20 protein-coding genes are annotated in these 23,676 nt (G+C 68.8%); 17 read left to right on the plus strand and 3 right to left on the minus strand.

What is annotated here, in order from left to right; genetic code table 11:
* Nucleotides 1-3 precede the first annotated feature (3 nt).
* The 16 genes from AC3WT6_RS01070 to AC3WT6_RS01145 all read left to right on the plus strand — a co-directional run bounded on the left by AC3WT6_RS01070 (nucleotide 4) and on the right by AC3WT6_RS01145 (nucleotide 17,826).
* Nucleotides 4-501 carry an acyl-CoA carboxylase biotin carboxyl carrier protein subunit gene (locus AC3WT6_RS01070; protein WP_492651697.1) on the plus strand — a complete coding sequence of 166 codons (498 nt, stop codon included), beginning with the start codon at nucleotides 4-6 and terminating at the stop codon, nucleotides 499-501.
* Nucleotides 498-2,105, plus strand: a complete 1,608-nt coding sequence (locus AC3WT6_RS01075; protein ID WP_492651698.1) for an acyl-CoA carboxylase subunit beta — start codon at nucleotides 498-500, stop codon at nucleotides 2,103-2,105. The genes AC3WT6_RS01070 and AC3WT6_RS01075 overlap by 4 nt, the downstream gene beginning before the upstream one ends.
* 43 nt (nucleotides 2,106-2,148) lie before the next feature.
* Nucleotides 2,149-2,325: a hypothetical protein gene (locus tag AC3WT6_RS01080; protein ID WP_492651699.1), complete on the plus strand. Its 177-nt coding sequence runs from the start codon at nucleotides 2,149-2,151 to the stop codon at nucleotides 2,323-2,325.
* 131 nt (nucleotides 2,326-2,456) lie between these two features.
* Entirely contained in the window at nucleotides 2,457-3,290 is an 834-nt protein-coding gene (locus AC3WT6_RS01085; RefSeq protein ID WP_492651700.1) for an SDR family NAD(P)-dependent oxidoreductase, read from the plus strand.
* Nucleotides 3,291-3,294: 4 nt separating this feature from the next.
* A complete protein-coding gene (locus AC3WT6_RS01090; RefSeq protein ID WP_492651701.1) occupies nucleotides 3,295-3,810 on the plus strand; it encodes a DUF1697 domain-containing protein in 516 nt (171 codons plus the stop codon).
* Nucleotides 3,811-3,889: 79 nt separating this feature from the next.
* Nucleotides 3,890-4,915, plus strand: a complete 1,026-nt coding sequence (locus AC3WT6_RS01095; RefSeq protein WP_492651702.1) for an alpha/beta hydrolase — start codon at nucleotides 3,890-3,892, stop codon at nucleotides 4,913-4,915.
* Nucleotides 4,916-4,963: 48 nt separating this feature from the next.
* Nucleotides 4,964-6,859, plus strand: coding sequence for a propionyl-CoA synthetase (locus AC3WT6_RS01100; RefSeq protein WP_492651703.1), 1,896 nt, complete (start codon nucleotides 4,964-4,966; stop codon nucleotides 6,857-6,859).
* A gap of 144 nt (nucleotides 6,860-7,003) precedes the next feature.
* Nucleotides 7,004-7,936 carry an oxidoreductase gene (locus AC3WT6_RS01105; protein WP_492651704.1) on the plus strand — a complete coding sequence of 311 codons (933 nt, stop codon included), beginning with the start codon at nucleotides 7,004-7,006 and terminating at the stop codon, nucleotides 7,934-7,936.
* Nucleotides 7,937-8,184: 248 nt separating this feature from the next.
* Complete coding sequence (locus AC3WT6_RS01110; RefSeq protein ID WP_492651705.1) at nucleotides 8,185-9,996, plus strand: DUF1302 domain-containing protein; 1,812 nt, start codon at nucleotides 8,185-8,187, stop codon at nucleotides 9,994-9,996.
* A gap of 77 nt (nucleotides 9,997-10,073) precedes the next feature.
* Nucleotides 10,074-11,102, plus strand: coding sequence for an esterase/lipase family protein (locus AC3WT6_RS01115; protein WP_492651706.1), 1,029 nt, complete (start codon nucleotides 10,074-10,076; stop codon nucleotides 11,100-11,102).
* A gap of 123 nt (nucleotides 11,103-11,225) precedes the next feature.
* Complete coding sequence (locus AC3WT6_RS01120; protein ID WP_492651707.1) at nucleotides 11,226-12,494, plus strand: NAD(P)/FAD-dependent oxidoreductase; 1,269 nt, start codon at nucleotides 11,226-11,228, stop codon at nucleotides 12,492-12,494.
* A gap of 8 nt (nucleotides 12,495-12,502) precedes the next feature.
* Nucleotides 12,503-12,826 (plus strand): 2Fe-2S iron-sulfur cluster-binding protein, encoded by a 324-nt coding sequence (locus tag AC3WT6_RS01125; protein WP_492651708.1) that lies wholly within the window; start codon nucleotides 12,503-12,505, stop codon nucleotides 12,824-12,826.
* Nucleotides 12,823-14,058 carry a serine hydrolase domain-containing protein gene (locus AC3WT6_RS01130; protein WP_492651709.1) on the plus strand — a complete coding sequence of 412 codons (1,236 nt, stop codon included), beginning with the start codon at nucleotides 12,823-12,825 and terminating at the stop codon, nucleotides 14,056-14,058. The genes AC3WT6_RS01125 and AC3WT6_RS01130 overlap by 4 nt, the downstream gene beginning before the upstream one ends.
* 134 nt (nucleotides 14,059-14,192) lie before the next feature.
* A complete protein-coding gene (locus AC3WT6_RS01135) occupies nucleotides 14,193-14,738 on the plus strand; it encodes a histidine phosphatase family protein (protein WP_492651710.1) in 546 nt (181 codons plus the stop codon).
* A 77-nt stretch (nucleotides 14,739-14,815) separates the two neighbouring features.
* Nucleotides 14,816-16,147: an MATE family efflux transporter gene (locus AC3WT6_RS01140; RefSeq protein WP_492651711.1), complete on the plus strand. Its 1,332-nt coding sequence runs from the start codon at nucleotides 14,816-14,818 to the stop codon at nucleotides 16,145-16,147.
* Between the two features lie 77 nt (nucleotides 16,148-16,224).
* Nucleotides 16,225-17,826, plus strand: a complete 1,602-nt coding sequence (locus AC3WT6_RS01145) for an InlB B-repeat-containing protein (RefSeq protein WP_492651712.1) — start codon at nucleotides 16,225-16,227, stop codon at nucleotides 17,824-17,826.
* Between the two features lie 322 nt (nucleotides 17,827-18,148).
* On the opposite strand, the gene AC3WT6_RS01150 is transcribed toward AC3WT6_RS01145, so the two are convergent.
* Nucleotides 18,149-18,841, minus strand: a complete 693-nt coding sequence (locus tag AC3WT6_RS01150; RefSeq protein WP_492651713.1) for a glycine zipper 2TM domain-containing protein — start codon at nucleotides 18,839-18,841, stop codon at nucleotides 18,149-18,151.
* 198 nt (nucleotides 18,842-19,039) lie between these two features.
* Nucleotides 19,040-20,656 carry a peptide chain release factor 3 gene (locus AC3WT6_RS01155; protein WP_492651714.1) on the minus strand — a complete coding sequence of 539 codons (1,617 nt, stop codon included), beginning with the start codon at nucleotides 20,654-20,656 and terminating at the stop codon, nucleotides 19,040-19,042.
* Between the two features lie 138 nt (nucleotides 20,657-20,794).
* Between AC3WT6_RS01155 and AC3WT6_RS01160 the strand changes: the two genes are divergently transcribed.
* The gene (locus tag AC3WT6_RS01160; protein ID WP_492651715.1) at nucleotides 20,795-22,960 is read left to right on the plus strand and encodes a putative bifunctional diguanylate cyclase/phosphodiesterase; all 2,166 of its coding nucleotides are present in this window, start codon (nucleotides 20,795-20,797) and stop codon (nucleotides 22,958-22,960) included.
* 194 nt (nucleotides 22,961-23,154) lie between these two features.
* On the opposite strand, the gene msrA is transcribed toward AC3WT6_RS01160, so the two are convergent.
* Nucleotides 23,155-23,628, minus strand: a complete 474-nt coding sequence (gene msrA, locus AC3WT6_RS01165) for a peptide-methionine (S)-S-oxide reductase MsrA (RefSeq protein ID WP_492651716.1) — start codon at nucleotides 23,626-23,628, stop codon at nucleotides 23,155-23,157.
* Nucleotides 23,629-23,676 lie beyond the last annotated feature (48 nt).

A 23,676-nucleotide genomic window follows, 5' to 3' on the forward strand; every position in this document is an offset into this window, starting at 1 on the left:
ACCATGCAACATGCCTTCAAGCTTGGCGAGGCCGAGCACAACAACGCGCTGTCACGCTCGGCAAACGCCTACCGCCTGCACTTCGGCGAGCAGGTGATCGATGTCGATCTCAAGACCGGCGCCGATGGCCGCGCCTGGCTGACCGTCGGCGAGCGCCACCACGAGGTGGTGATCGCCACCCGCGGCGACGACGTGTTCGTGCACTTCGATGGCGAGGCCTATCAGCTCCGCTACCGCCACCCGCTGGACCGGCTCGCCGCCGCTGCCGGCGGCAGCGCCGAGGATCACATCCGCGCCCCCATGCCGGGCAGCATCGTCAGCGTGTCGGTCAAGCCCGGCGATGCCGTGACCAAGGGCCAGACCCTGCTGGTGATGGAGAGCATGAAGATGGAAACCACCATCACCGCGCCACGCGACGGCGTGGTCGCCGTCGTCACCTACGAAAAAGCGCAGACCTTCGACCGCGACGCGCTGCTGCTGAGCCTGGAGCCGAACCAGTGAAGAGAATCGAGAGCAAGCTCAATACCGCGTCCGCCGACTTCCAGGCCAACGCCGAGCACAACCGCCGGCTGGCCGAAGCCTTCAAGGAGAAGCAGGACAAGGTGCGCCACGCGCGCCCGCAGCGCGACATCGACCGCCTGCGCCAGCAGAAGAAGCTCTTGGTGCGCGAGCGCCTGGAGCTGCTGCTCGATCCCGGTACGCCGTTCATGGAGCTGTCCTCGCTGGCGGCCAACGAGGCCTACGACGGCGAGGTGCCGGGGGCGGCCTGCGTGACCGGCATCGGCATCGTCTCCGGCCGCGAGGTGGTCATCAATGCCGGCGACGCCAGTGTGAAGGGCGGCGCCTGGTATCCGCTGACGGTGAAGAAGACCGTGCGCGCGCTCGACATCGCCATCGAGAACCGCCTGCCGGTGGTGCACTTGTGCGATTCCGCCGGCGGCTTCCTGCCCTTGCAGGCGGATCTCTTCGCCGACAAGTACATGGCCGGTCGCATCTTCCGCAACCAGTGCATGCTCTCGAAGATGGGCGTGCAGCAGGTCTCGGTGGTGCTCGGCCACTGCACGGCCGGCGGCGCCTACGTGCCCGGCCTGTCGGACTACAACGTCATCGTGCGCGGCACCGGTGCGATCTTCCTGGCCGGCCCGCCTCTGGTGAAGGCCGCGACCGGCGAGGACGTCAGCGTCGATGAACTCGGCGGCTGCGACATGCACACCAGTGTGTCCGGCACCGCCGACTACCCCGCTGGCAGCGAAGAAGAAGCGATTGCCATCGCCCGCGACATCGTCGCCCAGTTCAAGCGGCCGCAGAAGTCGGTCATCGAATGGCAACGCCCCGAAGCGCCCTACTACGACGGCCGCGAGCTGTACGGCATCCTGCCGCGCGACATCAAGGCGCAGTTCGACATGAAGGAAGTGATCGCGCGCCTGGTGGACGGCTCGCGCTTCCACGAATACCAGCCCAACTACGGCAAGACCCTGATCTGCGGCTACGCGCATCTCTGGGGCTACAAGATCGGCATCCTCGCCAACAACGGCGTGCTCTTTAACGACTCGGCGCTCAAGGGCGCGCACTTCATCGAGCTGTGCAACCAGGGCCGTGTGCCGATCCTGTTCTTGCAGAACATCACCGGCTTCATGGTCGGCAAGGAATACGAGCGCCGCGGCATCACCAAGGACGGCGCCAAGATGATCATGGCGGTGAGCAACTGCGAGGTGCCGAAGTTCACCGTGATGTGCCACGGCAGCTTCGGCGCCGGCAACTACGGCATGTCCGGCCGCGCCTTCGACAGCCGCTTCCTGTTCAGTTGGCCGCAGTCGCAGACCAGCGTGATGGGCGCCGAGCAGGCCGCGAATACGCTCGCCGACGTGAAGATCCGCCAGCTCGCCAAGCAGGGCAAGCAACTCAGCCAGGCCGACATTGACGCCATCCGCGACCCGGTGCTGGGCGAGTTCAAGCGCAAGCAGAGCGCCTGGTACACCACCTCCGAGATCTGGGACGACGGCATGCTCGACCCGGCCGACACCCGCAACGCGCTGGGCATCTCGATCTCGGCGGCGCTCAACACGCCAATCGGCGATCCGCGTTACGGCGTGTTCCGGATGTAGGGCGCGGACGCCCGGCCCGAAAACATCTGAACGCGGGGAGACCATGCGCGCCTTCATCCCCTGGCTGCTGTTTGCCCCGCTGCTGACGACCACGCTGGCGCTGCCGCTCTGGCAGCTCACGCGCTGGCCCTGGGCCGGCTGGCTGGCTGGCATTGCCGGCCTCTTGTCGGCGGTGGTGATCGCGGTGGCCTTCGTCGCGAATTGGAGACGAGGCCGATGATAAAGCTGCCGCTGCGCTGGCCCGGCACCGGCCTGGCCTGATCGAGCGGACCCCGGTACTTGTCATCGCGCTCGGCTATCTTCGGACGCTGGAGCCGCGCCATTGGGGCGGGCCCGTGTTCAGGAGTCCCGATGAAACTCGAAGCAGGCATGACCGCGCTGGTGACCGGCGCCTCGCGCGGCATGGGCACCCACATCGTCCACTCGCTGGCGCAGCGCGGCTTGAACCTGGTACTGGCGGCGCGCTCGGCCGAGGGCCTGGATGCGGTCGCCGCCGGCCTGGGCAGCGGGTACGGCGGTCGGGTGCTGACGGTGCCTACCGACATGGCCGACGAAGGCGCCCTCAAGGCGCTGGCGGAGACCGCGCTGCGTGAGTTCGGCGGGGTGGACGTGCTGGTCAACAACGCCGGCATCGAATCCGCCCGCAGCTATGAGCAGACCGACCCCGCCGAGCTGCGGCAGATGATCGAGGTGAACCTGCTGGCGCCGATGCTGCTGACCCGCCTGCTGCTGCCGGGCATGCTCGCGCGCGGACGCGGCCACATCGTCAACATCGCCTCGATGGCCGGCCTGATCGGCACCGCCTACGAGGAGCCCTACAACGCCTCCAAGTTCGGGCTGGTCGGCTTCACCCGCGGCCTGCGGCTGACCGCGCAGGACAGCGGCTGGCCGGTGAGCGCCTCGGTGATCTGCCCGGGCTTCATGTCCGGGGTCGGCATGTTCGCCGACATGGAGAAGCAGCACGCCGTCAGCGCGCCCAAGCTGGTCGGCACCGTGCCGGCGGAGCGGCTCGGGCCGGCGGTGATCCGGGCCATCGAGCAGGATCTGCCGGACAGCATCCTGATGAAGGGCACGCCCCGGCTCAATGTCGCGATGAGCGTGCTGGCGCCGCGCTTCTTCGAGAAGCTCGTGCGCTGGCTCAATCTGGCCGGTGCCTTCCGCACCGCCGCCAAGGCCACGCGCTGAGGCGATGACGAGCTACGTCGCCCTGCTGCGTGCGGTCAACGTCGGCGGCACCGGCAAGCTGCCGATGACCGAGCTGAAGGCGATGGCCGAGGCACTGGGCTTTGCCCGGGTTCGCACCTACATCGCCAGCGGCAACCTGCTGTTCGAGAGCAGCCAGACTGAAGCGGCGATCAAGGCCGCGCTGGAGGCGCGGCTGGAGCAATACGCCGGCAAGCCGGTGGGCGTGCTGCTGCGCACCGCGGCGGAGATGGCCGAGGTGGCGCGCCGCAATCCCTACCCCGAAGCGCCGGGCAATCGCGTGGTGGCGATCTTTCTCGATGCCGCTCCGAGCCCCGAGGCCCTGCACACGCTCAAGCACCAGAAGGACGAGCGATTGGCGCTCGGCACCCGCGAAATCTACGTGCACTACGGCGAGGGCATGGCCGACTCCAAGCTGGTGATCCCGGCGGCGAAGACCGGCACCGGGCGCAACCTGAACACTGTCGCCAAGCTGGCGGCAATGGCCGCTGGCCCCGGCTAAGGCCACGCCGGACAGCCTGCCCGCGCCACTCGCCTGAACGGACGACGCCCCGGGAGGGCGGCGGCATAGACTGCCGCACATGCGCAATCCCGAACCCGTCGCCATCCCCACCCTGTCCAGCGCCACCAGCGCGCCCGTCCCGCCCGGCCCCGGCCCGGTGCCCTTGAAGGCGGTGCGGGTGAGCCTGCGCAGCCGGATCATCGTCAAGCTGATGCGCTGGCTGCTGCGGCCGTGGATGGGCTGGCTGGTGAACGGCTCCTACACGCGCATCGCCAAGGTGCAGCTGCAAATGGCCTCGCAGCGCTGCCGGGACAGCAGCGGACTGGCGCTGGACTACCGCGTGCTCGGCCGCGCGCCCGGCCATGTGGTGGGCGATATCGACGACACCAGCAAGCCGGTGATCCTCTACCTGCACGGCGGCGGCTTTCTGATACCGGCGGTGCCGGTGAGCCACGTCTGGATGCTGGCGCGGATGTGCGCGGAGCTGGGCGCCTCCGGCTTCATGGTCGATTACCGGCTGGCACCGTTCAACCGCTTTCCGGCCGCGCTCGACGACTGCGAGCGCGGCTATCAGGCGCTGCTCGACCTCGGCCACGACCCGCGCCGCATCGTCATTGCCGGCGAATCGGCGGGTGGCAATCTCACGCTCGGCACCTTGCAGCGCATCCGCAAGCAGGGCTGGGGCATGCCGGCCTGCGCGATCCCGATTTCGCCGGTCACCGAGATGGGCCGCGTGCATGCGCCGCCGTCGCGAGCGCTGCGGATGCGCCAGGACCCGGTGCTGCCGATCGCCAGCTTGCAGCGGGTGGACGATCTCTACGCCGGCGACTGGGATGCCTCGGACCCGGAGCTGTCGCCGCTGTACATGGATTGCGCCGGCCTGCCGCCGCTGTACTTCCTGGTCAGCGACAACGAGGTGCTGCGCGACGACAGCGTGCTGCTGGCGCGGCGCGCGCAGGCAGCGGGAGTGCGGGTGAAGCTGGACGTGTGGCCGGTGCTTCCGCACGCCTTCCCGCTGTTCGAGCCGCTGTTCCCGGAAGTGCGCCTGGCACGCGCGGACATGCTGGCCTTCATGCGTGAGCATCTGGCGGCAACGGCCAACTGAGCGTCTCCCCCTCGCGCGGGGAGCGGAACCAGAATCCAAGGAGGAGAGATGAGCAACTACCAGACGACCTACCGCCGCTCGCTGGACCAGCCCCAGGACTACTGGGCCGAGCAGGCCGCCCAGCTGCACTGGGACCAGCCCTGGGAGCGGGTGCTCGACGATAGCCGCCCGCCGTTCTACCGCTGGTTCCCCGGCGGCCGGCTCAACACCTGCTACAACGCGCTCGACCGCCATGTCGATGGCGGCCGCGCCGAGCAGGCGGCGCTGATCTACGACAGTCCGCTCGCCGGGGTGGTGAAGAGCTACAGCTACCGCGAGCTGCGCGACGCGGTGGCGCTGTTCGCCGGCGCGCTGCGCCAGCAGGGTGTGCAAACCGGCGACCGCGTGGTGATCTACATGCCGATGGTGCCGGAGGCGGCCATCGCCATGCTCGCCTGCGCGCGCATCGGCGCCGTGCACTCGGTGGTGTTCGGCGGCTTCGCCGCGCCGGAGCTGGCCAAGCGCATCGACGACGCCAAGCCGACCCTGATCGTGTCGGCTTCCTGCGGTCTCGAACCGGGTCGGGTGATCGCTTACAAGCCGCTGCTCGACCATGCCATCGAGCTCTCCACGCACAAGCCGGCGCGCTGCATACTGCTGCAACGCCCGCAATGCGCGGCCTCGCTGATCGCCGGCCGCGATGTCGATTGGCAGCAAGCACTCGCCAGCGCCACGCCGGCCGACTGCGTGAGCGTGGCCGCCACCGATCCGCTCTACGTGCTCTACACCTCCGGTACCACCGGCAAGCCCAAGGGCGTGGTGCGCGACCATGGCGGCCACGCGGTGTCGCTGGTGCATTCGATGAACACCGTCTACGACACCCAGCCCGACGACGTGTTCTGGGCCGCGTCCGACGTCGGCTGGGTGGTCGGCCATGCCTACATCGTCTATGGCCCGCTGCTACAGGGCTGCACCACGGTGATGTACGAGGGCAAGCCGGTGGGCACGCCGGATGCCGGCGCCTTCTGGCGGGTGATCGCCCAGCACCGGGTCAAGACCTTCTTCACCGCGCCCACCGCCTTCCGCGCGATCAAGAAGGAAGATCCCAAGGGCGAGCTGTTGAAGCAGTACGACCTCTCGCACTTCAAGGCGCTGTACCTGGCCGGCGAGCGCAGCGACCCCGACACCATCCGCTGGGCGCAGCAGATGCTGAAGGTGCCGGTGGTCGACAACTGGTGGCAGACCGAGCTGGGCTGGCCGGCCATCGCCAACTGCCGTGGCATCGAAGAAAAGCCGGTGAAGCCGGGCTCGGCGACCGTCGCCGTGCCGGGCTATGACATCCGCGTGCTCGACGCCGAGGGCGGCGAGCTGGAAGCCGGCGAGATCGGCAACCTCGCTATCAGACTGCCGCTGCCGCCTGGCACCCTGCCCACGCTCTGGAACAACGAGGACGGCTACCGCGATACCTATCTGAGCCGCTACCCCGGCTACTACCTGGCCGGCGACGCCGGCTATGTCGACGAGGACGGCTACTGGTGGGTGATGTCGCGCATCGACGACATCATCAACGTCGCCGGCCACCGGCTCTCCACCGGCGCGATGGAAGAGGTCTTGTCCGGGCATCCGGACGTCGCCGAATGCGCGGTGATCGGTGTCGCCGACGCGCTCAAGGGCCAGCTGCCGCTGGGCCTGGTGGTGCTCAAGGCCGGGGTCGGCCGCAGCAACGAGGAGGTCTGCAAGGAGCTGGTCGAGCGGGTGCGCCAGGAGATCGGCGCGGTCGCCGCGCTCAAGCAGGTGGCGGTGGTCGCGCGCCTGCCCAAGACCCGCTCGGGCAAGGTGCTGCGCGCGACCATGCGCGCCATCGCCGACGGGGCCAGCTACAACGCGCCGGCCACCATCGACGACCCGAAGACGCTGGAAGAGATCGCCACGGCGCTGCAAGGCCTGGGCTACGCCAAGGGCTGAAGCGCCCCCTCCGTCGCATCGCGCCCCCCTGCAAGCAGGGGAGGTACTGATTCACCTCCTCTACAGGTAGGGGAGGTGGCGCCGAAGGCGTCGGAGAGGTCGCCGTAAAAGCTTCAGAAGAGTCCGCAATCAGGAGCAGTCCCCATGAGCACCAAACCTTGGACCCGAGCCGACCTGCCCTCGCTGTCCGGCAAGCAAGCCATCGTCACCGGTGCCAACAGCGGCCTGGGCCTGGAGACCGCGGTCGGCCTGGCGGCGGCCGGCGCCAGCCTGGTGCTGGCCTGCCGTAGCCCGGAACGCTCGGCCACCGCGCTCGCCGAGCTGCAGCGCCGGGTGCCGGGTGCCAAGGCCGAGTTGATGAGCCTGGATCTTTCCGACCTCGCCTCGGTGCGAGGCTTCGCGGTGCGCTTTGGCGAGCGGCCGCTGCACCTGTTGGTAAACAACGCCGGGGTGATGGCGCTGCCCTATGCGCAGACCAAGGATGGCTTCGAGTTGCAGATCGGCACCAATCATCTGGGCCATTTCGCACTCACCGGCCTGCTGCTGCCGCGCCTCGTGGCCACGCCCGGCGCGCGGGTGGTGACCGTGGCCAGCATCGCCCACCGCGCCGCCAGCGGCTTTGCGGTGGACGACCTCAACTGGCAGCGGCGCCCCTACAACAAGGCCCAGGCCTATGCCTGCAGCAAGCTCGCCAACCTGCTGTTCAGCCTGGAGCTGGACCGCCGCCTGCGCACTGCTGGCCATGCGCCGATCTCGGTTGCCGCGCACCCCGGCTATTCCGCCACCAACATCGGGCTCAACACCGCCGATGGCGCGCGCAATGCCCTGGAGAAGCTGGCGATGCGCCTGGGCAATGCGCTGTTCGCACAGTCCGCCGAGCGCGGCGCCCTACCCAGCCTGCGCGCCGCCGGCGACCCGGCCGTGCAAGGCGGCGAGTACTACGGCCCGCGCGGCCTGTTCCAGTTCGCCGGCGCGCCGGTGAAGGTGGGCTATCACCCGCGCGCCGGCGATCAGGTACTGGCGCGCAAGCTCTGGCAGCACTCGGAACAGCTCACCGGCGTGCGCTACCTGTCCTAGCGCCGCGGGCAGGCCGGCCATGAATCCGGCGTCGCCTGTACAGGCTGGCAGCTGACAAGCGATTCCTCCTCAGTTCGGGGGAGCAAAGCGCCACGCCGCGCCACTACATTGCAGCGGTGCTTCGCATGCTCGCGAAGCCGCAGAGGGGGCCAGGAATAGGCGCCCGCAAACCAACGCAAGGAGGCGACATGGCAGCTCGCAAGAGTGCCCGGGCAGGTTTGGCTTTGGGTCTGGCAGGTGGTATCGCGATGGGCACGGCCGAGGCCGGCTCCTACGAGCTGTTCGGCCTGGAGGCGGAAACCCAGTTGCAGACCAGCTATGCCGTGGGCATCCGCACCGAGTCGCCGGACCAGGGCATCATCGCCACGCCGCCCAGCCCGAAGATTCCGATCCCCGACGCGCTGAAGCTGCCGGAGTCGAACAATTACGACGATGGCGACCGCAACTTCGCCAAGGGCTCGCTGATCAACAACCGGCTCACCGTGCTCGGCGAGCTGCTGCTGAAGAAGGACGACTACGGCCTGCTGCTGCGCGGCGACGCCTTCTACGACGACGTCTACCGGCGCGGCAACGACAACACCTCGCCCGACACCATCAACAAGACCGAAGGGCCGGTGAACGAATTCACCGGCGCCGCGCGCTACTACGACGGCCGCCGCACCCGCCTGCTCGACGCCTACGCGTTCGCCAGCTGGTACATCGGCGACAGCGCAGCGCTGAACCTGCGTGTCGGACAACAGGTGGTGGCCTGGGGCGAGAGCCTGTTCTTCTCCGGCGTGGCCTTGGCGCAAGGCCCGGCCGATGCCACCAAGGCGACGGTGCCGGGCGCCGACGTGAAGAGCATCCTGCTGCCGGTCAACCAGGTGTCGCTGCAGCTGGCGCTCAACGAGGACCTCACCCTGCTCGGCCAGTACAAGCTGGAGTTCAAGGAGACCGAGCTGAACCCGGTGGGCGAGTTCTACTCGGTGAGCGATGTGGTCGGGCCGGGTGCGGAGTTCATCTACGGCATCAAGAATCCGGTGCACAAGGACGTGCTCGCCGACACCATCCTCAACGCGCCGGACCTGCTGGGGGCGCTCTACCCGGCCTTGCAGCCGCTGTCACCGCTGCTGAATCCCATCCTCGATCTGCCGCTGATCCCAGAGGTGGTGCGCGGCGTGGTCGGCCTGGTCGGCGCCACCGGCGTGCTCGACGGCGCGCCGAAAAACATCAACGTGCAGCGCCGCGAAGACATCCGCCCCAGCGACTACGGCCAGTGGGGCCTGGGCCTGCGCTACCGGCTGACCTCGGATACCACCATCGGCGCCTACCGCCTGCGCTACCACAACACCACGCCGGCGCCGGTGCAGAACTACGGCTACGCGGTGCTGCTGCCGGGCGCCGGCGGCCTGCCCGACATCACCACCCAGGTGCTCGGCGTGCAGGTGCCGGTGACCTACAACATCCGCTACTTCGACGGCATCGACCTCTCGGCGCTGAGCTTCTCCACCAGCCTGTTCGGCGCCAACGTCGCCGGCGAGCTGATCTACCGCGAGGGCGTCGACATCCTGGTCGACGTCGACGGCGGCCTGCTCGGCCCGGTGCCGACGCCGACCCGCGGCAAGGTCAGCCAGGCGCTGCTGTCGGCGCTGTACGTGATCGGCCCGGGCTGGTTCTGGGACTCCATCACCCTGGTCGGTGAAACCGGCTACATCCACGTCAACGATGTCGAAGAGGCCTGCGGCCCGACCAGCTGCTCGACGGCGCTGACCTATACCCGCGACGCCTGGGGCTATTCCTTCCTCTCCTACATCGACCGCAAGAACATCAGCACCGGCTGGGATCTGCAGGTGCCGATCACCTTCGCCGGAGTCGGCGGCGGTCACTCCTCGTTCCTCTCCGGCCTGGGCTCGCTGATGGGCGAGGGCGACTACCGCGCCAGCATCGGCCTGAGCTTCACCCGCCTGCAGCAGCTCACCCTGGGCATCAGCTACAACGCCTTTCTCGGCAAGCCGGACTTCCGCGAGCGGCCCTATGCCGACCGCGACAACCTGGCGCTCAGCGCGACCTATCGCTTCTGAGCCGCCTCAGCCGAGTGGCCGAGGCAGCCGCTGGCAGCGGCGCGATACTTGGCGCCGATGCCAGCGGGAGGAGAACCATGGCCAAGAACAATCGCGTCCGGATCGGCGCCGCCAGCTTGGCGCTGTTGCTGAGCGCCTGCGGGGGCGGCGAGGGCGATGCCGCCAGCGCCGCCAACGGCTGGGCCGGCGAGCCCAAGCTGGAAACTCCGGTGGAGCAACTCGACGCGGCGCTGCATTGCACGCCCTACCAGCACCCGGACAAGCCGCCGGTACTGCTGGTGCACGGCACTTTCACCAATGGCGCCGAGCAGTACGAGTGGACCTACATCCCGCTGCTCAGCGAGCGTGGTTTTGACGTCTGCGCGGTGACCTATCCCGATCGCGGCCTGGGCGACATGCAGATCTCCGCCGAGTACGTGGTGCATGCGCTGCGCCGCATCCACGCCGAGACCGGCCGCAAGGTGGCGATGATCGGCCACAGCCAGGGCGCGAGCATGCCACGCTGGGCCTTGAAGTGGTGGCCCTCGGCGCGCGCGGCAGTGGCGGACTTCGTGCTGCAGGCCGGCCCCAACCACGGTACCGCCAATGCTCCGGCGCTGCCGCTGCTGCCCAACCTCACTGGCCTGCCGGCGGCGGTCTACCAGTTCGCGCCCGACTCGATGTTCACCACCACGGTCAATCGCGGCGACGAAACCCCGGGCGACATCGACTACACCAACCTCTACACCCAGTTCGACGAACTGGTGCAGCCGGTGAGCCCGGTGCCGACCGCGGCGCTGGACTGGCAGCAGAACAATCCCAAGGTCAGCAATCTGCTGTTGCAGGATCTCTGCCCTGGCCGCTTCGTCGACCACGTCACCATCGGCCTCACCGACCGTCTGGCCTTTGAGCTCACGCTGGACGCGATCAGCCAGCCCGGCCCGGCCAATGCCGAGCGCGCCGGCGGCGCGGCGCTGTGCGGCCTGGCGGCGATCATCCCCGACCAGATCATCAGCACCGGCGCCGCCAGCGGGCTGGTCAGCATCCTGCAAGCCGAGCTGAGCAGCGGCCTGCCGGCGCTGCATCTGGTCGGCGAGGAGCCGCCGCTGAAGGACTACGCGCGCTGAGCGGGCACCGCGCCGGTACTGCAAACGGGCGAAGACGCCCGCGCCCAGCTTGCCGAACATCGGCGCGCCATAATTGCGCTCCCCGCGCAGCCTGCGCTCCACACCCTACGGGCCTTACGCCGCATGAGCGACTCCGATAGCAGCAACACCCCCGGCAGCCAGCCGGATTCCGTCTTTGTCATCGTCGGTGCCGGCCAGGCCGGCGGCGAAGTCGCCGGCGAGTTGCGCAAGCAGGGCTATACCGGCCGCGTGCTGCTGATCGGCGAAGAAGAGCAGATCCCCTACAAGCGGCCACCGCTGTCCAAGGGCTTTCTCTCGGGCGCGGTCACCGAGGAGTCGCTCTACGTCAGCCCGCGGGCCAAGCTGGAACAGCTCAAGATCGAATTCATGGGCTCTACCCGGGTGGCGCGCATCGACCGTGCCCGCCATGTGCTGGTGCTCGCCGATGGCCGCGAGCAGCCCTACGACAAGCTGGCGCTGACCACCGGCGGCCGCGCCCGGATGCTCAACCAGCCCGGCACCGACAAGAGCAATGTGCTGCCGCTGCGCAGCATCGCCGACGTGAAGAAGCTGCAACCGCGCTGCGTCGCCGGCCAGCGCGCGCTGGTGATCGGCGGCGGCTTCATCGGCCTGGAGACGGCGGCGGTGATGGTCAAGCTGGGCCTGCAGGTCACCGTGCTGGAAGGTCTGCCGCGGGTGCTCGCCCGCGTCACTGCGCCGGAGGTGTCCAGCTTCTTCGAGCGCATGCACCGCGAGGCCGGCGTCGATCTGCGCACCGGCGCGCAGATCGAAAGTTATGAAACCGAGGGCGACCGCGTCTGCGCGGTGAAGCTCGCCGACGGCAGCCGCATCGAAACCGACTTCATCATCGTCGGCATCGGCGTGGTGCCGAATGTCGAGCTGGCCAGCGAGGCGGGGATCACTGTCGATAACGGCATCGTCGTTGACGAGTACGCGCGCACCAACGACCCCGACATCGTCGCCGCCGGCGATTGCAGCAACCACCCCAGCAACTTCGCCGGCCGTCGCATCCGCCTGGAGTCGGTGCAGAACGCCATGGAGCAGGGCCGCATCGCCGCCCGCTCGATGCTGGGCAAGAACGAGGCCTACCAGAACGTGCCCTGGTTCTGGTCCGACCAGTACGACCTCAAGCTGCAGATGGTCGGTCTCTCGCAGGGCTACGACCAGCTGGTCGTGCGCGGCGACCCGGCCAGCCAGCGCAATTTCGCCGCCTTCTACCTCAAGGCCGGCAAGTTGATCGCCGCCGATACCGTCAGCCGTCCCGGCGAATTCATGCTGGCCAAGAAGTGGGTGGCCGAAGGCGCGGTGCTGCCGCCGGAGCAGCTCGCCGACGACAGCCAGCCGCTGAAGAACCTGCAAGCGGCGGCCTGAAGCTCGGGATGGTGCGCCTGGAGTTCGTGCTGCCCGGCGGCGAGACCCGCGAGGTCGAGGCCACCGAAGGCCAGACCGTGATGGAGGCCGCCACCGGCGCGCGGATTCCCGGCATCGTCGGCGAATGCGGTGGCGGCTGCGCCTGCGCCACCTGCCACGTCTACGTCGAGCCGCCCTGGTTCGCGGCGCTGCCGGCGGCGGACGAGATGGAGACCGCCATGCTGGAAGCGGCGGTGGAGCCGGGGCCGCGGAGTCGGCTGTCCTGCCAGATTCGGGTCAGCGCCGCGCTAGACGGCCTGCGTTTACAGATACCAGCGGGACAGATCGGATGAGCAAGAGTCGTTGGGTGCAGGTGCCGAAGGATCTCGGGCCGCTCAGTCACATCGACCATGCCGCCGAGTTCGGCGAGCAGGACACCGGCGTCAGCGAGGCCGACCGCGAGCGCATCTGGGCGGCGATGCAGGGCCTGTACCGCAGTGGCGCGCATCCGGCGATCACCTTGGTGATGCGTCGCCAGGGCCGGATCGTGCTCAAGCGCTCGATCGGACGGGTGTCGGGCAATGCGCCCGGCGAGATCGGGCCGGAGGTGCCGCTGCATCCGGATTCCCCGGTCTGCCTGTTTTCCGCCTCCAAGGCGATCACCGCGCTCCTGGTGCACAAGCTCGCCGAGCAGGGCCGGCTGCGGCTGGACGATCGCGTCGCCGACTACATTCCGGAATTCGCCGCGCGCGGCAAGGGTGCGGTCACCATCCGCCAGTTGCTCGCGCACCGCGCCGGCATCCCGACGCTGCCGGTGAAGCACCCCGACCCCTCGCTGCTGCAGCACTGGGACGCGCTGGTGCACCTGCTGTGCCTGGCGCCGCCCTTCGACCCGCGCTTCGAGAAGCAGGCCTATCACGCGCTCACCGTCGGCTTCATCGTTGGCGAGCTGATCCGCCGGGTCAGCGGCATCGAGATCCGCGACTACCTGCGGCAGACCCTGACCGATCCGCTGAAGCTGGACAGCATGAGCTTCGGCCTCACCCCCGAGCGCCGGGCGCTGGCGCCGAAGAGCTACGGCACCGGGCCCAAGCCGTTCTGGCCGGTGACGCAGTACGCGCAGCGCATCATCGGCGTCTCCTTCGAGCGCGCCGCCGAGGCCGCCAACGAGGAGGGCTTCCTCTCCTCGGTGGTGCCTTCCGGCAACATCTTCGCCAACGCCGACGACGCCTGTAAGGTGTTCCAGATGCTGCTCAACGGCGGCGAGCTGGATGGTGTGCGGGTGCTGCAAGCCGAGACCGTCGCCGAAGCGGTGCGGCCGGTCGGCAAGATCCAGTACGACGGCATGCTGATGGTGCCGCTGCGCTTCTCCGCCGGCTTCATGCTCGGCGAGTCGCCGTTCGGTCTGTTCGGGCCGAAGAGCCACGAGGCCTTCGGTCACCTCGGCTTCGTCAGCGTGCTGTGCTGGGCCGACCCGCGCCGCGACATCTCAGTGGCCCTGCTCAACACCGGCAAGTCGATGGCGCCCGGGGCGCTGCTGCAACTGGCGCGTCTCTTGGGCGCCATCGGTCGCGCCGGACGCTAAACCGGGCGTGGGGCTTTGCGCCCCGCGTGGGAGGCCAGGCCGTCCTGGCGCACCCCGGACAGGGCAAGCCCCGCGGCTGGCTGCGGTCTGGGTTCGGGTCTAGGCTGGCGACGTTCCCGCTCAGCGAATCCGCCATGTCCCGTCCCACTGCCGCGCTGCTGCTCGCCGTCTTGCTGAGCCTGGGCAGCGCCACCGCCCAGGCCGCGCCCAGCCTGGTGCTGCTGGTGCGCCATGCCGAGAAAGCCAGCGAGCCCGGCGCCGACCCCGGCCTTTCCACCGCCGGCCAGGCACGCGCGCAGGCGCTTGCGGCCGCCCTGGCCGAGGCCAGGGTCGGCGCCATCCTCACCAGCCCGCTGCGCCGCACCCGCGACACCGCCGCGCCGACCGCCGCCGCAACCGGACTGAAGCCGCAGGCCATCGGCTTCGAGGGCGGCACCGCCGCCCATGTCGCGGCGGTAACCGCCGCCGTGCGCGCGCAGGACGCCGCCACCGTGCTGGTGGTCGGCCACAGCAATACCGTGCCGGCGATCCTGGCGGCGCTGGGTGGTCCGGCACTGCCGGACTTCTGCGAGAGCTCCTACGGCCCGCTGCTGGTGTTGGCCCTGGACGAGAACCCGCCACGCCTGCTGCGCGCGCACTACGGCGCCGCCGATCCCGCGCCGGCGCCGGGCTGCCTGTAAGGCAGGCGCGACGCATAGTCGCGACAATGCGCGGCGGCCATCCGCGCGCCACTCCGCTTTAAAGGACCACCACCCCCTTGCCGAACGCCACCGCCAGCCGCCGCCGCGAGATCTGGGCGCTGTCGCTGCCGATCATCGGCGGCATGACCTCGCAGAACGTCCTCAACCTGGTGGACATGGCGATGGTCGGCCAGCTCGGCTCCTCGGCCCTGGCCGGCGTCGGCCTCGCCAGCTTCATCAACTTCATGGCCATGGCCCTGGTCACCGGGCTCTCGGCCAGCGTGCAGGCGATCGCCGCGCGGCGCATCGGCGAAGGCCGGCCCGAGCAGGCCGCCGCGCCGCTCAACGGCGGCTTGATCCTGGCGGTGCTGATCGGCCTGCCGATCTCGCTGTTGCTGATCGCGCTGGCGCCCTGGCTGTTCTCGGTGCTCAATCCCGACCCGGCAGTGGCCGCGCAGGGCGTGCCCTACCTGCAGATGCGCCTGCTGTCGGTGGTGGCGCTGGGCATGAACTTCTGCTTTCGCGGCTACTGGAGCGCGGTGAAGCTGACCCGGCTGTACATGAGCAACCTGATCTGGATGCACAGCCTCAACATCGCGCTCAACTACTGCCTGATCTTCGGCAAGCTCGGCCTGCCGGCGCTGGGCACCACCGGCGCCGGTCTGGGCACCAGCATCAGCCTGGTGATCGGCACCGCCACCTATTTCTGGCTGGCGCGCCGGCACGCGGCGGGCAGCGGCTTTCTCCAGCGCCGGCCCAGCCGCGAGGAGTTCCTGAGTCTGGTGCGCCTGGGTCTGCCCAACGCCTTGCAGCAACTGCTGTTCGCCGCCGGCTTCGTGGTGCTGTTCTGGATCGTCGGCCGCATCGGCACCGCCGAGCTGGCGGTGGCCAATGTGCTGGTCAACATCACCCTGGTGACGGTGCTGCCGGGCATGGGCTTCGGCATCGCCGCCGCCACCCTCTGCGGCCAGGCTCTGGGCCGCAAGCAGGTCGACGACGCGCAGCGCTGGGCCTGGGAGGTGTTCCGTCAAGCGGTGTTCCTGCTGGCGCCGCTGGCCGCCGCCATGCTGCTGCTGCCGGAGCTGATCCTAGCCGCCTTCGTCGCCGACCCCGCGCTGGTGGCGCTGGGCCGGGTGCCGCTGCAACTGGTCGGCGGCACGGTGCTGGTCGATGCCCTGGGCCTGATCCTGATGAACGCCCTGCTCGGCGTCGGTGCCGCCAAGCTGGTGATGCAGGTGGCGGTGGGCCTGCAATGGGGGCTGTTCCTGCCCCTGGCCTGGCTGCTGGGTCCCAAGCTGGGCCTGGGCCTGAACGCGGTCTGGCTGGCGATGCTCGCCTACCGCGGCCTGCAGACCGGCCTGTTCGTGCGGGCCTGGCAGCGGCGCGGCTGGGTTGGCATCCGGGTCTAGGCGCGTCATCGAGACGTCATCGTCAGGTCATCGGCGACCGCTAGGCTTGTGCGCCTCGTCGCACTCTGGTGTTTTCCATGTCGAACCTCCCGCGCGCGTGCGCAGCTGCGCTGGCCTTGCTGCTAGCCGCCTGCTCTTCTTCCAACGACGCCGCCACCGGCACGCCACCGCCACCGTCGCAGTACGTACTCAACGTCAGCAAGGTGCTGGAGGGGCGCGTGGTCTCAGCCCCAGCCGGCATCGACTGCGGCAGCCAATGTTCCGGCAGCTTTCCGGTAGGGGCCGTGGTGCGGCTCACCGCCGAGCCCGGCGAGTCGCGCCGTTTCCTGGAATGGCGCGGCGCCTGCGCCGGCAGTGGCGAGTGCGTGGTGACCATGGACAACCACCACCTGGTGACGGCGGTGTTCGAGCCGTCGGCGATCGTCGATCCGCCTCCGGGCGCGAAGGCCTGCGATCCTTATACCGGCCCGGCGCTGGCCGGCCTGAAGCAGTACGAGGGCCTGATGCACGAGCACTCGGCCTATTCGGACGGTCTGCCCACCGCCATCCCCGCCGACTACTTCCGCGTCGCCGCCACCGCCGGCTACGACTACGTGGGCAGCTCCGAGCACTCCGATAGCCTGGACGCGCTCAACTTCATCACTCTGCACGCCTACTGCGATCCGACCTCGGGCGAGTTCGACCCAAACGCGGTCGAGTACTGCTTCCTCAACCCCACCGCCGACAAGCTGGTGAAGTGGGCATCCACCCTGACCCAGGCGCAGGAGGCAAGCAGCGAGCACTTCCTCGGCATCCGCGGCTTCGAATGGACCAGTGATGTGTTCGGCCACATCAACGTCTATTTCTCCACCAACTTCACCAACGCCAAAACTGACCTCGGCTACGCGCTGACCATGGAGACCTTCTGGGAGTGGTTCACCCGCGATCCGAACACCCCGGGGCTGGGTGGTTCGCTGACCAGCATCGGCATCAACGGTGGCGCCAACGTGCCCTTCGGTGGTGGCAACGACGCGCTGGCGCACTTCAACCACCCGCACGACAAATGCTTAACCAAGAGCGACCCCACGGGGCTGACCACCGGCTTCTGCGACTGGAACGACTACGCGCTGGTGCCAGCGGCAGTGGAGCGCATGTTCGGGATGGAGCTGTATAACGACGGCAATCGCGACGACCGCTACCTGCCCTACTACCAACGCGCGCTCGACCAGGGCTGGCGGCTGTCGCCGATCGGCTCCGAGGACGAACACTTCGGCGAGTACGCGGTGGAGCACAGGCCGAAAACCGTGACCCTGGCCAGCGGCCTGAGCGCCGAAGCCTTCAAGGAAGCCTGGCTGGCCCGCCGCACCATGGCGCTGTCGCCCGGCTGGCATTTACGCGCGGAGCTGCTGGCCGACGGCGAACACCCCATGGGTTCACGGCTGAGCTGCGAGGCCGGCAAGACCGTGCCGCTGCAGGTGCGCCTAACGCAGAAGGACGGCAGCGCCTTTACCGGCGAATACCGCCTCTACACCAGTGGCAGCAGCGAGCCGATCCAAACCGTGAGTGGAGACGAGGCCCGCTTCCAGCTACCGGTGCCCACCGCCAGCGGCGAAACCCGCTGGTACTTCGTGCGCGTGCACGGCGGGGCCGACAACAAATCGGTGGCCTATCTCGCGCCGGTTTGGGTGAGCGCGAAATAGGCGATTGCCTTGAATGGCAATCGCCCGAGCGAACGCCAGGCCATGGATGGCCTGGCCGGGGGTTGGCGAATCCGCGCCGCCGCGCCAGGGATGACGAGCAAGCAACACCGCTCAAGAAACCGGCCCCTGCTCGCGCGCGAGCTAGGACCGTAGATCAGGGCCGGCAAACGCCCCCACCCTAGCCCTCCCCCGCAAGCGGGGGAGGGAACTGATCGGGAGGCAAGGTCCGGGGCACGCGCTGCCGACTGCAAGCGCCCTTGGTCAAACAGCCAACAAAAAACGGGGCCTATTCAGGCCCCGTTTCAGTTTGCCGCCTGCCGCCTTAGATGCGGACCAGATTGCCGCCTTCCACCCGCACCCGCTCGCCGGAGCTGATGCCCGAGGGATCGGCGACGCGCACCGTGCGGGTGCTGCCGTTGTCCATCTGCACGGTCACGTCATAGACCGTGGTGCTACGGATGCGCTTCTCGATCTCGTTGCCGGCATAGCCGCCGCCCGCAGCGCCCACCACCTTGGCAGCGGTATTGCCCTGGCCACGACCGAACTGGTGACCGATCACCGCGCCGGCGATGGCACCGGCCACCGCGCCCATGCCGCTACCTTCACCCTGCACCTGCACGGCGGTCACGCCGGCGACGGTGCCGCAGTCCTGACAGACCGGCTTGGGCTCGGGCTTGCTGACCACCGGGGCAGGCGCGGCAGCGACGGCGGCCTGCTTCTTCTTGCTGGCCTTCTCGGCGGCGGCGGCGCGGGCCTTGGCTTCCTCGGCTTCCTTGCGGGCGGCTTCGGCTTCGGCCTGGGCGGCTTCCAGCTGCTTCTGCGCCTCCTCGGCCTTGGCGGCGGCTTCCTGCTCGCGCAGCATCGCCAGCTCCTGCTCGGCCTTTTCGGCCTGCGCCTTGGCCTCGGCGAGCTGCTGCTCCACCTGGGCGGCGGTGCTGTCGGACTTGTTGCAGGCGACCACGCCAAACGCCAGCGGCGCGGCCAACAGAACCAGAATCAGTGACTTTTTCTTCATGACACCCTCCTGTGGGTGATTATCGAGTCGCGGTCAGCCTGAGGCAGACGACTGAATTGAGGCTGAACCCTAACGCTTTCCCCGCCCGGATGTCGCGACGGCGCAAACCGTCGCAGGGCGCGGCGCGATTGGACACCGCCGCGCGGCGTTTGTCGATGCTGGCGGGTTGAATGGGCGGACAGCCACTGGCTGTCCCGCTTATCCGTGCGACCCCACTACATGCGTGCGGGTGTCGAGGAACTGGACGTCCGGGAAACGCTCCTTGGCCATCGCCAGGTTCACCGCCGAGGAGGCGAGGTACACCAGTTCGCCGTAGTGGTCCTTGGCGATGCGCAGCTCGTTCTTGTCGACGAAGTCCTTGAGCTTCTTGGGGTCGTTGCACACCACCCAGCGGGCGCAGTGCACGGTGACCGGCTCGAAGGCGGAGGCGACGCTGTACTCGTCCTGCAAGCGGTACTGCACCACGTCGAACTGCAGGGTGCCAACCGCGCCCAGCACCACGTCGTTGTTGGTGATCGGCCGGTAGACCTGGGTCGCGCCCTCTTCGCAGAGCTGGTCCAGACCCTTGTTGAGCTGCTTGGCCTTGAGCGGGTCCTTGAGGATCACCCGCCGGAACAGATCGGGCGCGAAGCTGGGGATGCCGGTGAAGCGCAGGTTCTCGCCCTCGCTCAGGGTGTCGCCGATGGCGATGGCGCCGTGGTTGTGCAGGCCGATGATGTCGCCCGGATAGGCCTCTTCCACCGCCTCGCGGTCGGCGGCCATGAAGGTGAGCGCGCTGTTGACCCGCACCGGGCCATTGAGCCGCACCGAATGCAGGCTCATGCCCTTGCGGTAGACGCCGCTGCACACGCGCAGAAAGGCCACGCGGTCGCGGTGCTTGGGGTCCATGTTCGCCTGGATCTTGAACACAAAGCCGGTGAACTTGGCGTGCTGCGGGTAGACCTCGCGCTCCACGCCGTTGAACTCGGCGACGCGCGGCAAGGGGCTCGGCGCCCAGTCGGTGAAGCCGTTGAGCAGCTCGCGCACGCCGAAGTTGTTGATGGCGGCACCGAAGAACACCGGGGTCAGCCTGGCGGCGCGGTAGTCCTCGAGGTTGAAGCCGTCGCCGGCCATCTGCACCAGGTCGATCTCGTCGAGCAGGGTCTGGTAGACATCGCCGAAGCGCTCGGCCAGACCGGGTGCGCGCAGGCCGTCGATGGTCTCGATCTCCGACACCCGGTGCTTGTCGCCGGAATACAGATAGAAGCGGTCTTCCAGCAGGTGGTAGACGCCCTTGAAGTCGCGGCCCATGCCCAGCGGCCAGGTGATCGGCGTGCACTTGAGGTTGAGCACCTTCTCGACCTCGTCGAGCAGCTCCAGCGGCGCGCGGCCCTCGCGGTCGAGCTTGTTGACGAAGGTGATGATCGGCGTGTCACGCAGCCGGCAGACCTCCATCAGCTTGATGGTGCGCGCCTCCACACCCTTGGCGGCGTCGATCACCATCAGCGCCGAGTCGACCGCCGTCAGGGTGCGGTAGGTGTCCTCGGAAAAATCTTCGTGCCCGGGGGTATCAAGAAGATTGACCACCTTGCCGTTATAGGGGAACTGCATCACGGAGGTGGTTATGGAAATGCCGCGCTGTTGCTCCAGCGCCATCCAGTCGGAGGTCGCATGCCGCGTGGCCTTGCGCCCCTTGACCGTGCCGGCGAGCTGGATCGCGCCGCCGAACAGCAGCAGCTTTTCGGTCAGCGTGGTCTTGCCGGCGTCAGGGTGGCTGATGATGGCGAAAGTGCGGCGCAGCTCGGCTTGCTGCGCGATGCGCTCGAGGACGGACATGAGGCGCGGGAGGCAATTCAGGGTCGGGCATTGTAGGGCCTGGGCGCAGCGCCGGGGCCGGCCAGGCTGGCCGCTGGTGGTTTCCGCGCCCCGGCGCGGCGCCGGGGCGGCCTGTCGGCTGCGGCCATGGAGCCAGCCGTGACCAGCCTGCAGACCCGCCTCGAACTGCCTCAGCTGCAACGTGGCACCGGCGTGCGGCTGCGGCTGCGGCTGCTGCTGGCCGGTCTGGGCGCCCTGCTGGCCTGCAGCCTCTACCTGGGCTGGGCCGGCGTCACCGACCGCCGCGCCGACCGCGCGCTGATGGAACGGGTCGATCACACGCTGCACGGCCTGGACCGGGTCATGGAAGCGCAGAACAGCTTCGCAAAGCTGCGCCGCGAGCTGTTCCTGACCGCCGATCTGGCCTCCCCCGAGCTGTCGCCCCCCGCCGGACTGAGCGCCAACGCCCTGGCCGCACTGGCCGACTACCAGAGCGCCGTCGCCGGTCTGGAGAGCGTAGATCCGGACGTCCAGCAGGCGCTGCGCGCCACCGGCGAGAGCCTGGTGGCCGCCACCCTGAGGGCAGCGGCGCTACACGGCGCCGGCCAACTGGCCGCCAGCCGGCAGCTGATGGCCGAATTCCCGCAGATCAGCATCCCGGCGGAGCAGCGGCTGCGCCAGCTGGCCACGGACCTCAACCATGACTTGAACCGCGCACAGGAAGACGCCCGGATTCAGGAAAGTGAAACCCAGGCGCTGGCCTTGATCGCCCTGCTGATTCTGGGCGCGGTGATCTTCAGCCTGGTCTATGTGGTGGCGCGCTCCATCCTGCCGCCGCTCAATCGCATCCACGATTCGCTGCTGCGGCTGAGCGCCGGCGAGCGCCTGAGCGCCCCGCCGGTGGCCGGCCCCGACGAATTCGGCCAGATCGGCCAGGCCCTGCACGAGCTCTCGCAGTTCACCGGCCACTTGCAGGACATCGCCTTTGTCGACGGCCTCACCCGCCTGCCCAACCGCCCCCGTTTCGAAGCCGATCTGCAGGAGTGGATCAGCGCCGGCCGCCAGTTCGCGCTGGTGTTTGCCGACCTCGACCAGTTCCGCACCATCAACGACGGCTACGGCCACCGCTTTGGCGACAGCGTGCTGTGCAGCGCCGCCGAACGCCTGCGCGGCCTGACCAACGAAGGGCACGTCTACCGCTACAGCGGCGATCTGTTCGTGATGATGCTGCCCGCCTCCGGCGAGGACTACCGCGCCAAGATCGGCAGCCATGTCGAGCTGCTGCGCCAGGGCATGGCGGAGCTGGGCCTGGTGCAGGGTCGGCGGCTGCCGTTCTGCGCGAGCTTTGGCGTAGCCGTCCACCCCGACGATGGCAGCACCCAGGAAGCCCTGGTCTGCGCCGCCGACGCCGCGATGTTTCACGCCAAGCGCCAGGGCCGCAACACCGTGCAGTTCGCCCGCCACAACTACGCCCTGCAGGCCCGCCAGCGCCTGGACCTGGCCGACGAGATGCGGGTGGCGTTGCGCGAGGGGCAGATCACCCCCTACTTCCAGCCGATCATCGACCTCGCCGCCGGCGAGGTGGTCTGCGCCGAGGCGCTGGCGCGCTGGAAGCACCCCATGCGCGGCTTCGTGCCGCCGGACGAGTTCATCGGCATCGCCGAGGATTCCGGCCAGCTCGACGCCCTCACCGACCAGCTGCTGCGCAGCGCCTGTGCGGTCGCCGCGCAATGGCATGCCGCCGGGCTGAGCCGAAGGCTGGCCTTCAATCTCTCGGCCAAGCAGGTGCGCCCTGGGGTGGTGGAGATGATCTCCGGCGTGCTGCGCGATACCGGCCTGCCAGCGCAGCGGCTGGAAGTGGAGATCACCGAAAGCGCCTTTATCGAGCGCCCGGAACTGGCCGAGCGCCTGCTGCGCGAGCTGCGCAGCCTGGGCATCGGCGTGGCGCTGGACGACTTCGGCACCGGCTATTCCTCGCTCAGCTACCTGCTGCGCTTCCCTATCGACAAGATCAAGGTCGACAAGAGCTTCGTCAGCCAGCTGGAAGGTCAGCGTCAGGCGGCAAAGATCGTCGCCGCCACCATCGCGCTGGCCTCCAGCCTGGAGATCACCCTGGTGGCCGAGGGCGTCGAGCGCCTGGGCCAGATGCTGACGCTCTACGAACTGGGCTGCCGCCAGCAGCAGGGCTGGCTGTTTGCCAAGGCGATGCCCGCCGCCGAGTTCGATCTATGGGTACGCACCGCGCCGCTGCGCCTGGATGGCGTGGTGCGCAAGCAGATGGATGCCTGCAACGAGCCGCTGGGGGATGCCGGCTTGCGGGCTTAGCGGGGGCGCCGCGGCGTTTGTGGTTTGGGCAGAGCGCGGGCAGAAGCGCTCGAGCGAAGGCCAACGCACTCCGCTGCGGGCTTCCCCCTCCCCCAACCCCTCCCCGCAAGGGGGAGGGGAGCCAGCCAGCGCAGGAGCAGGGGGCGGACTACACCGGGGCAATGTCGGTGTCGCCGGCGCCACGGTTACAGGGCCTACAAGGCGCAGGCCAGGCCGGGGTGCTTCTCGCCGTATTTCTGGTGGTATTCCTCGGCCGGCCAGAAGGTCGTCGCCGGCTCGATGCGGGTGACGATGCGGCCGGCAAATGCGCCGGCATTGAGCTCGGCACGCACCCGCTCGGCAATCGCCTGCTGCTCGGCGCTGTGGGTGAAGATCACCGAGCGGTATTGGCTGCCTACGTCCTCGCCCTGGCGATTGAGGGTGGTCGGGTCGTGCATCTCGAAGAAGTAGCGCACCAGCGCCTCGTAGCCGGTCTGCGCCGGGTCGAAGCGCAGCTCCACCACTTCGGCGTGGCCGCTGCGGTCGGTGCAGACCTGCTTGTAGGTCGGCTGCGCGAGCTGTCCGCCCTCGTAGCCCACCACCGTGCCCAGCACGCCGGGGCGGCGGGAGAATTTGTATTCCACACCCCAGAAACAGCCGGCGGCAAAGGTCGCTTTCTCGGTATTCATGGGCCTGCTTGGTTCCGGTTCAGGGGCCGCTAGCATGCGGCGGCGCGG

It is taken from the genome of Stagnimonas sp. FW305-C-60, assembly GCF_058782965.1.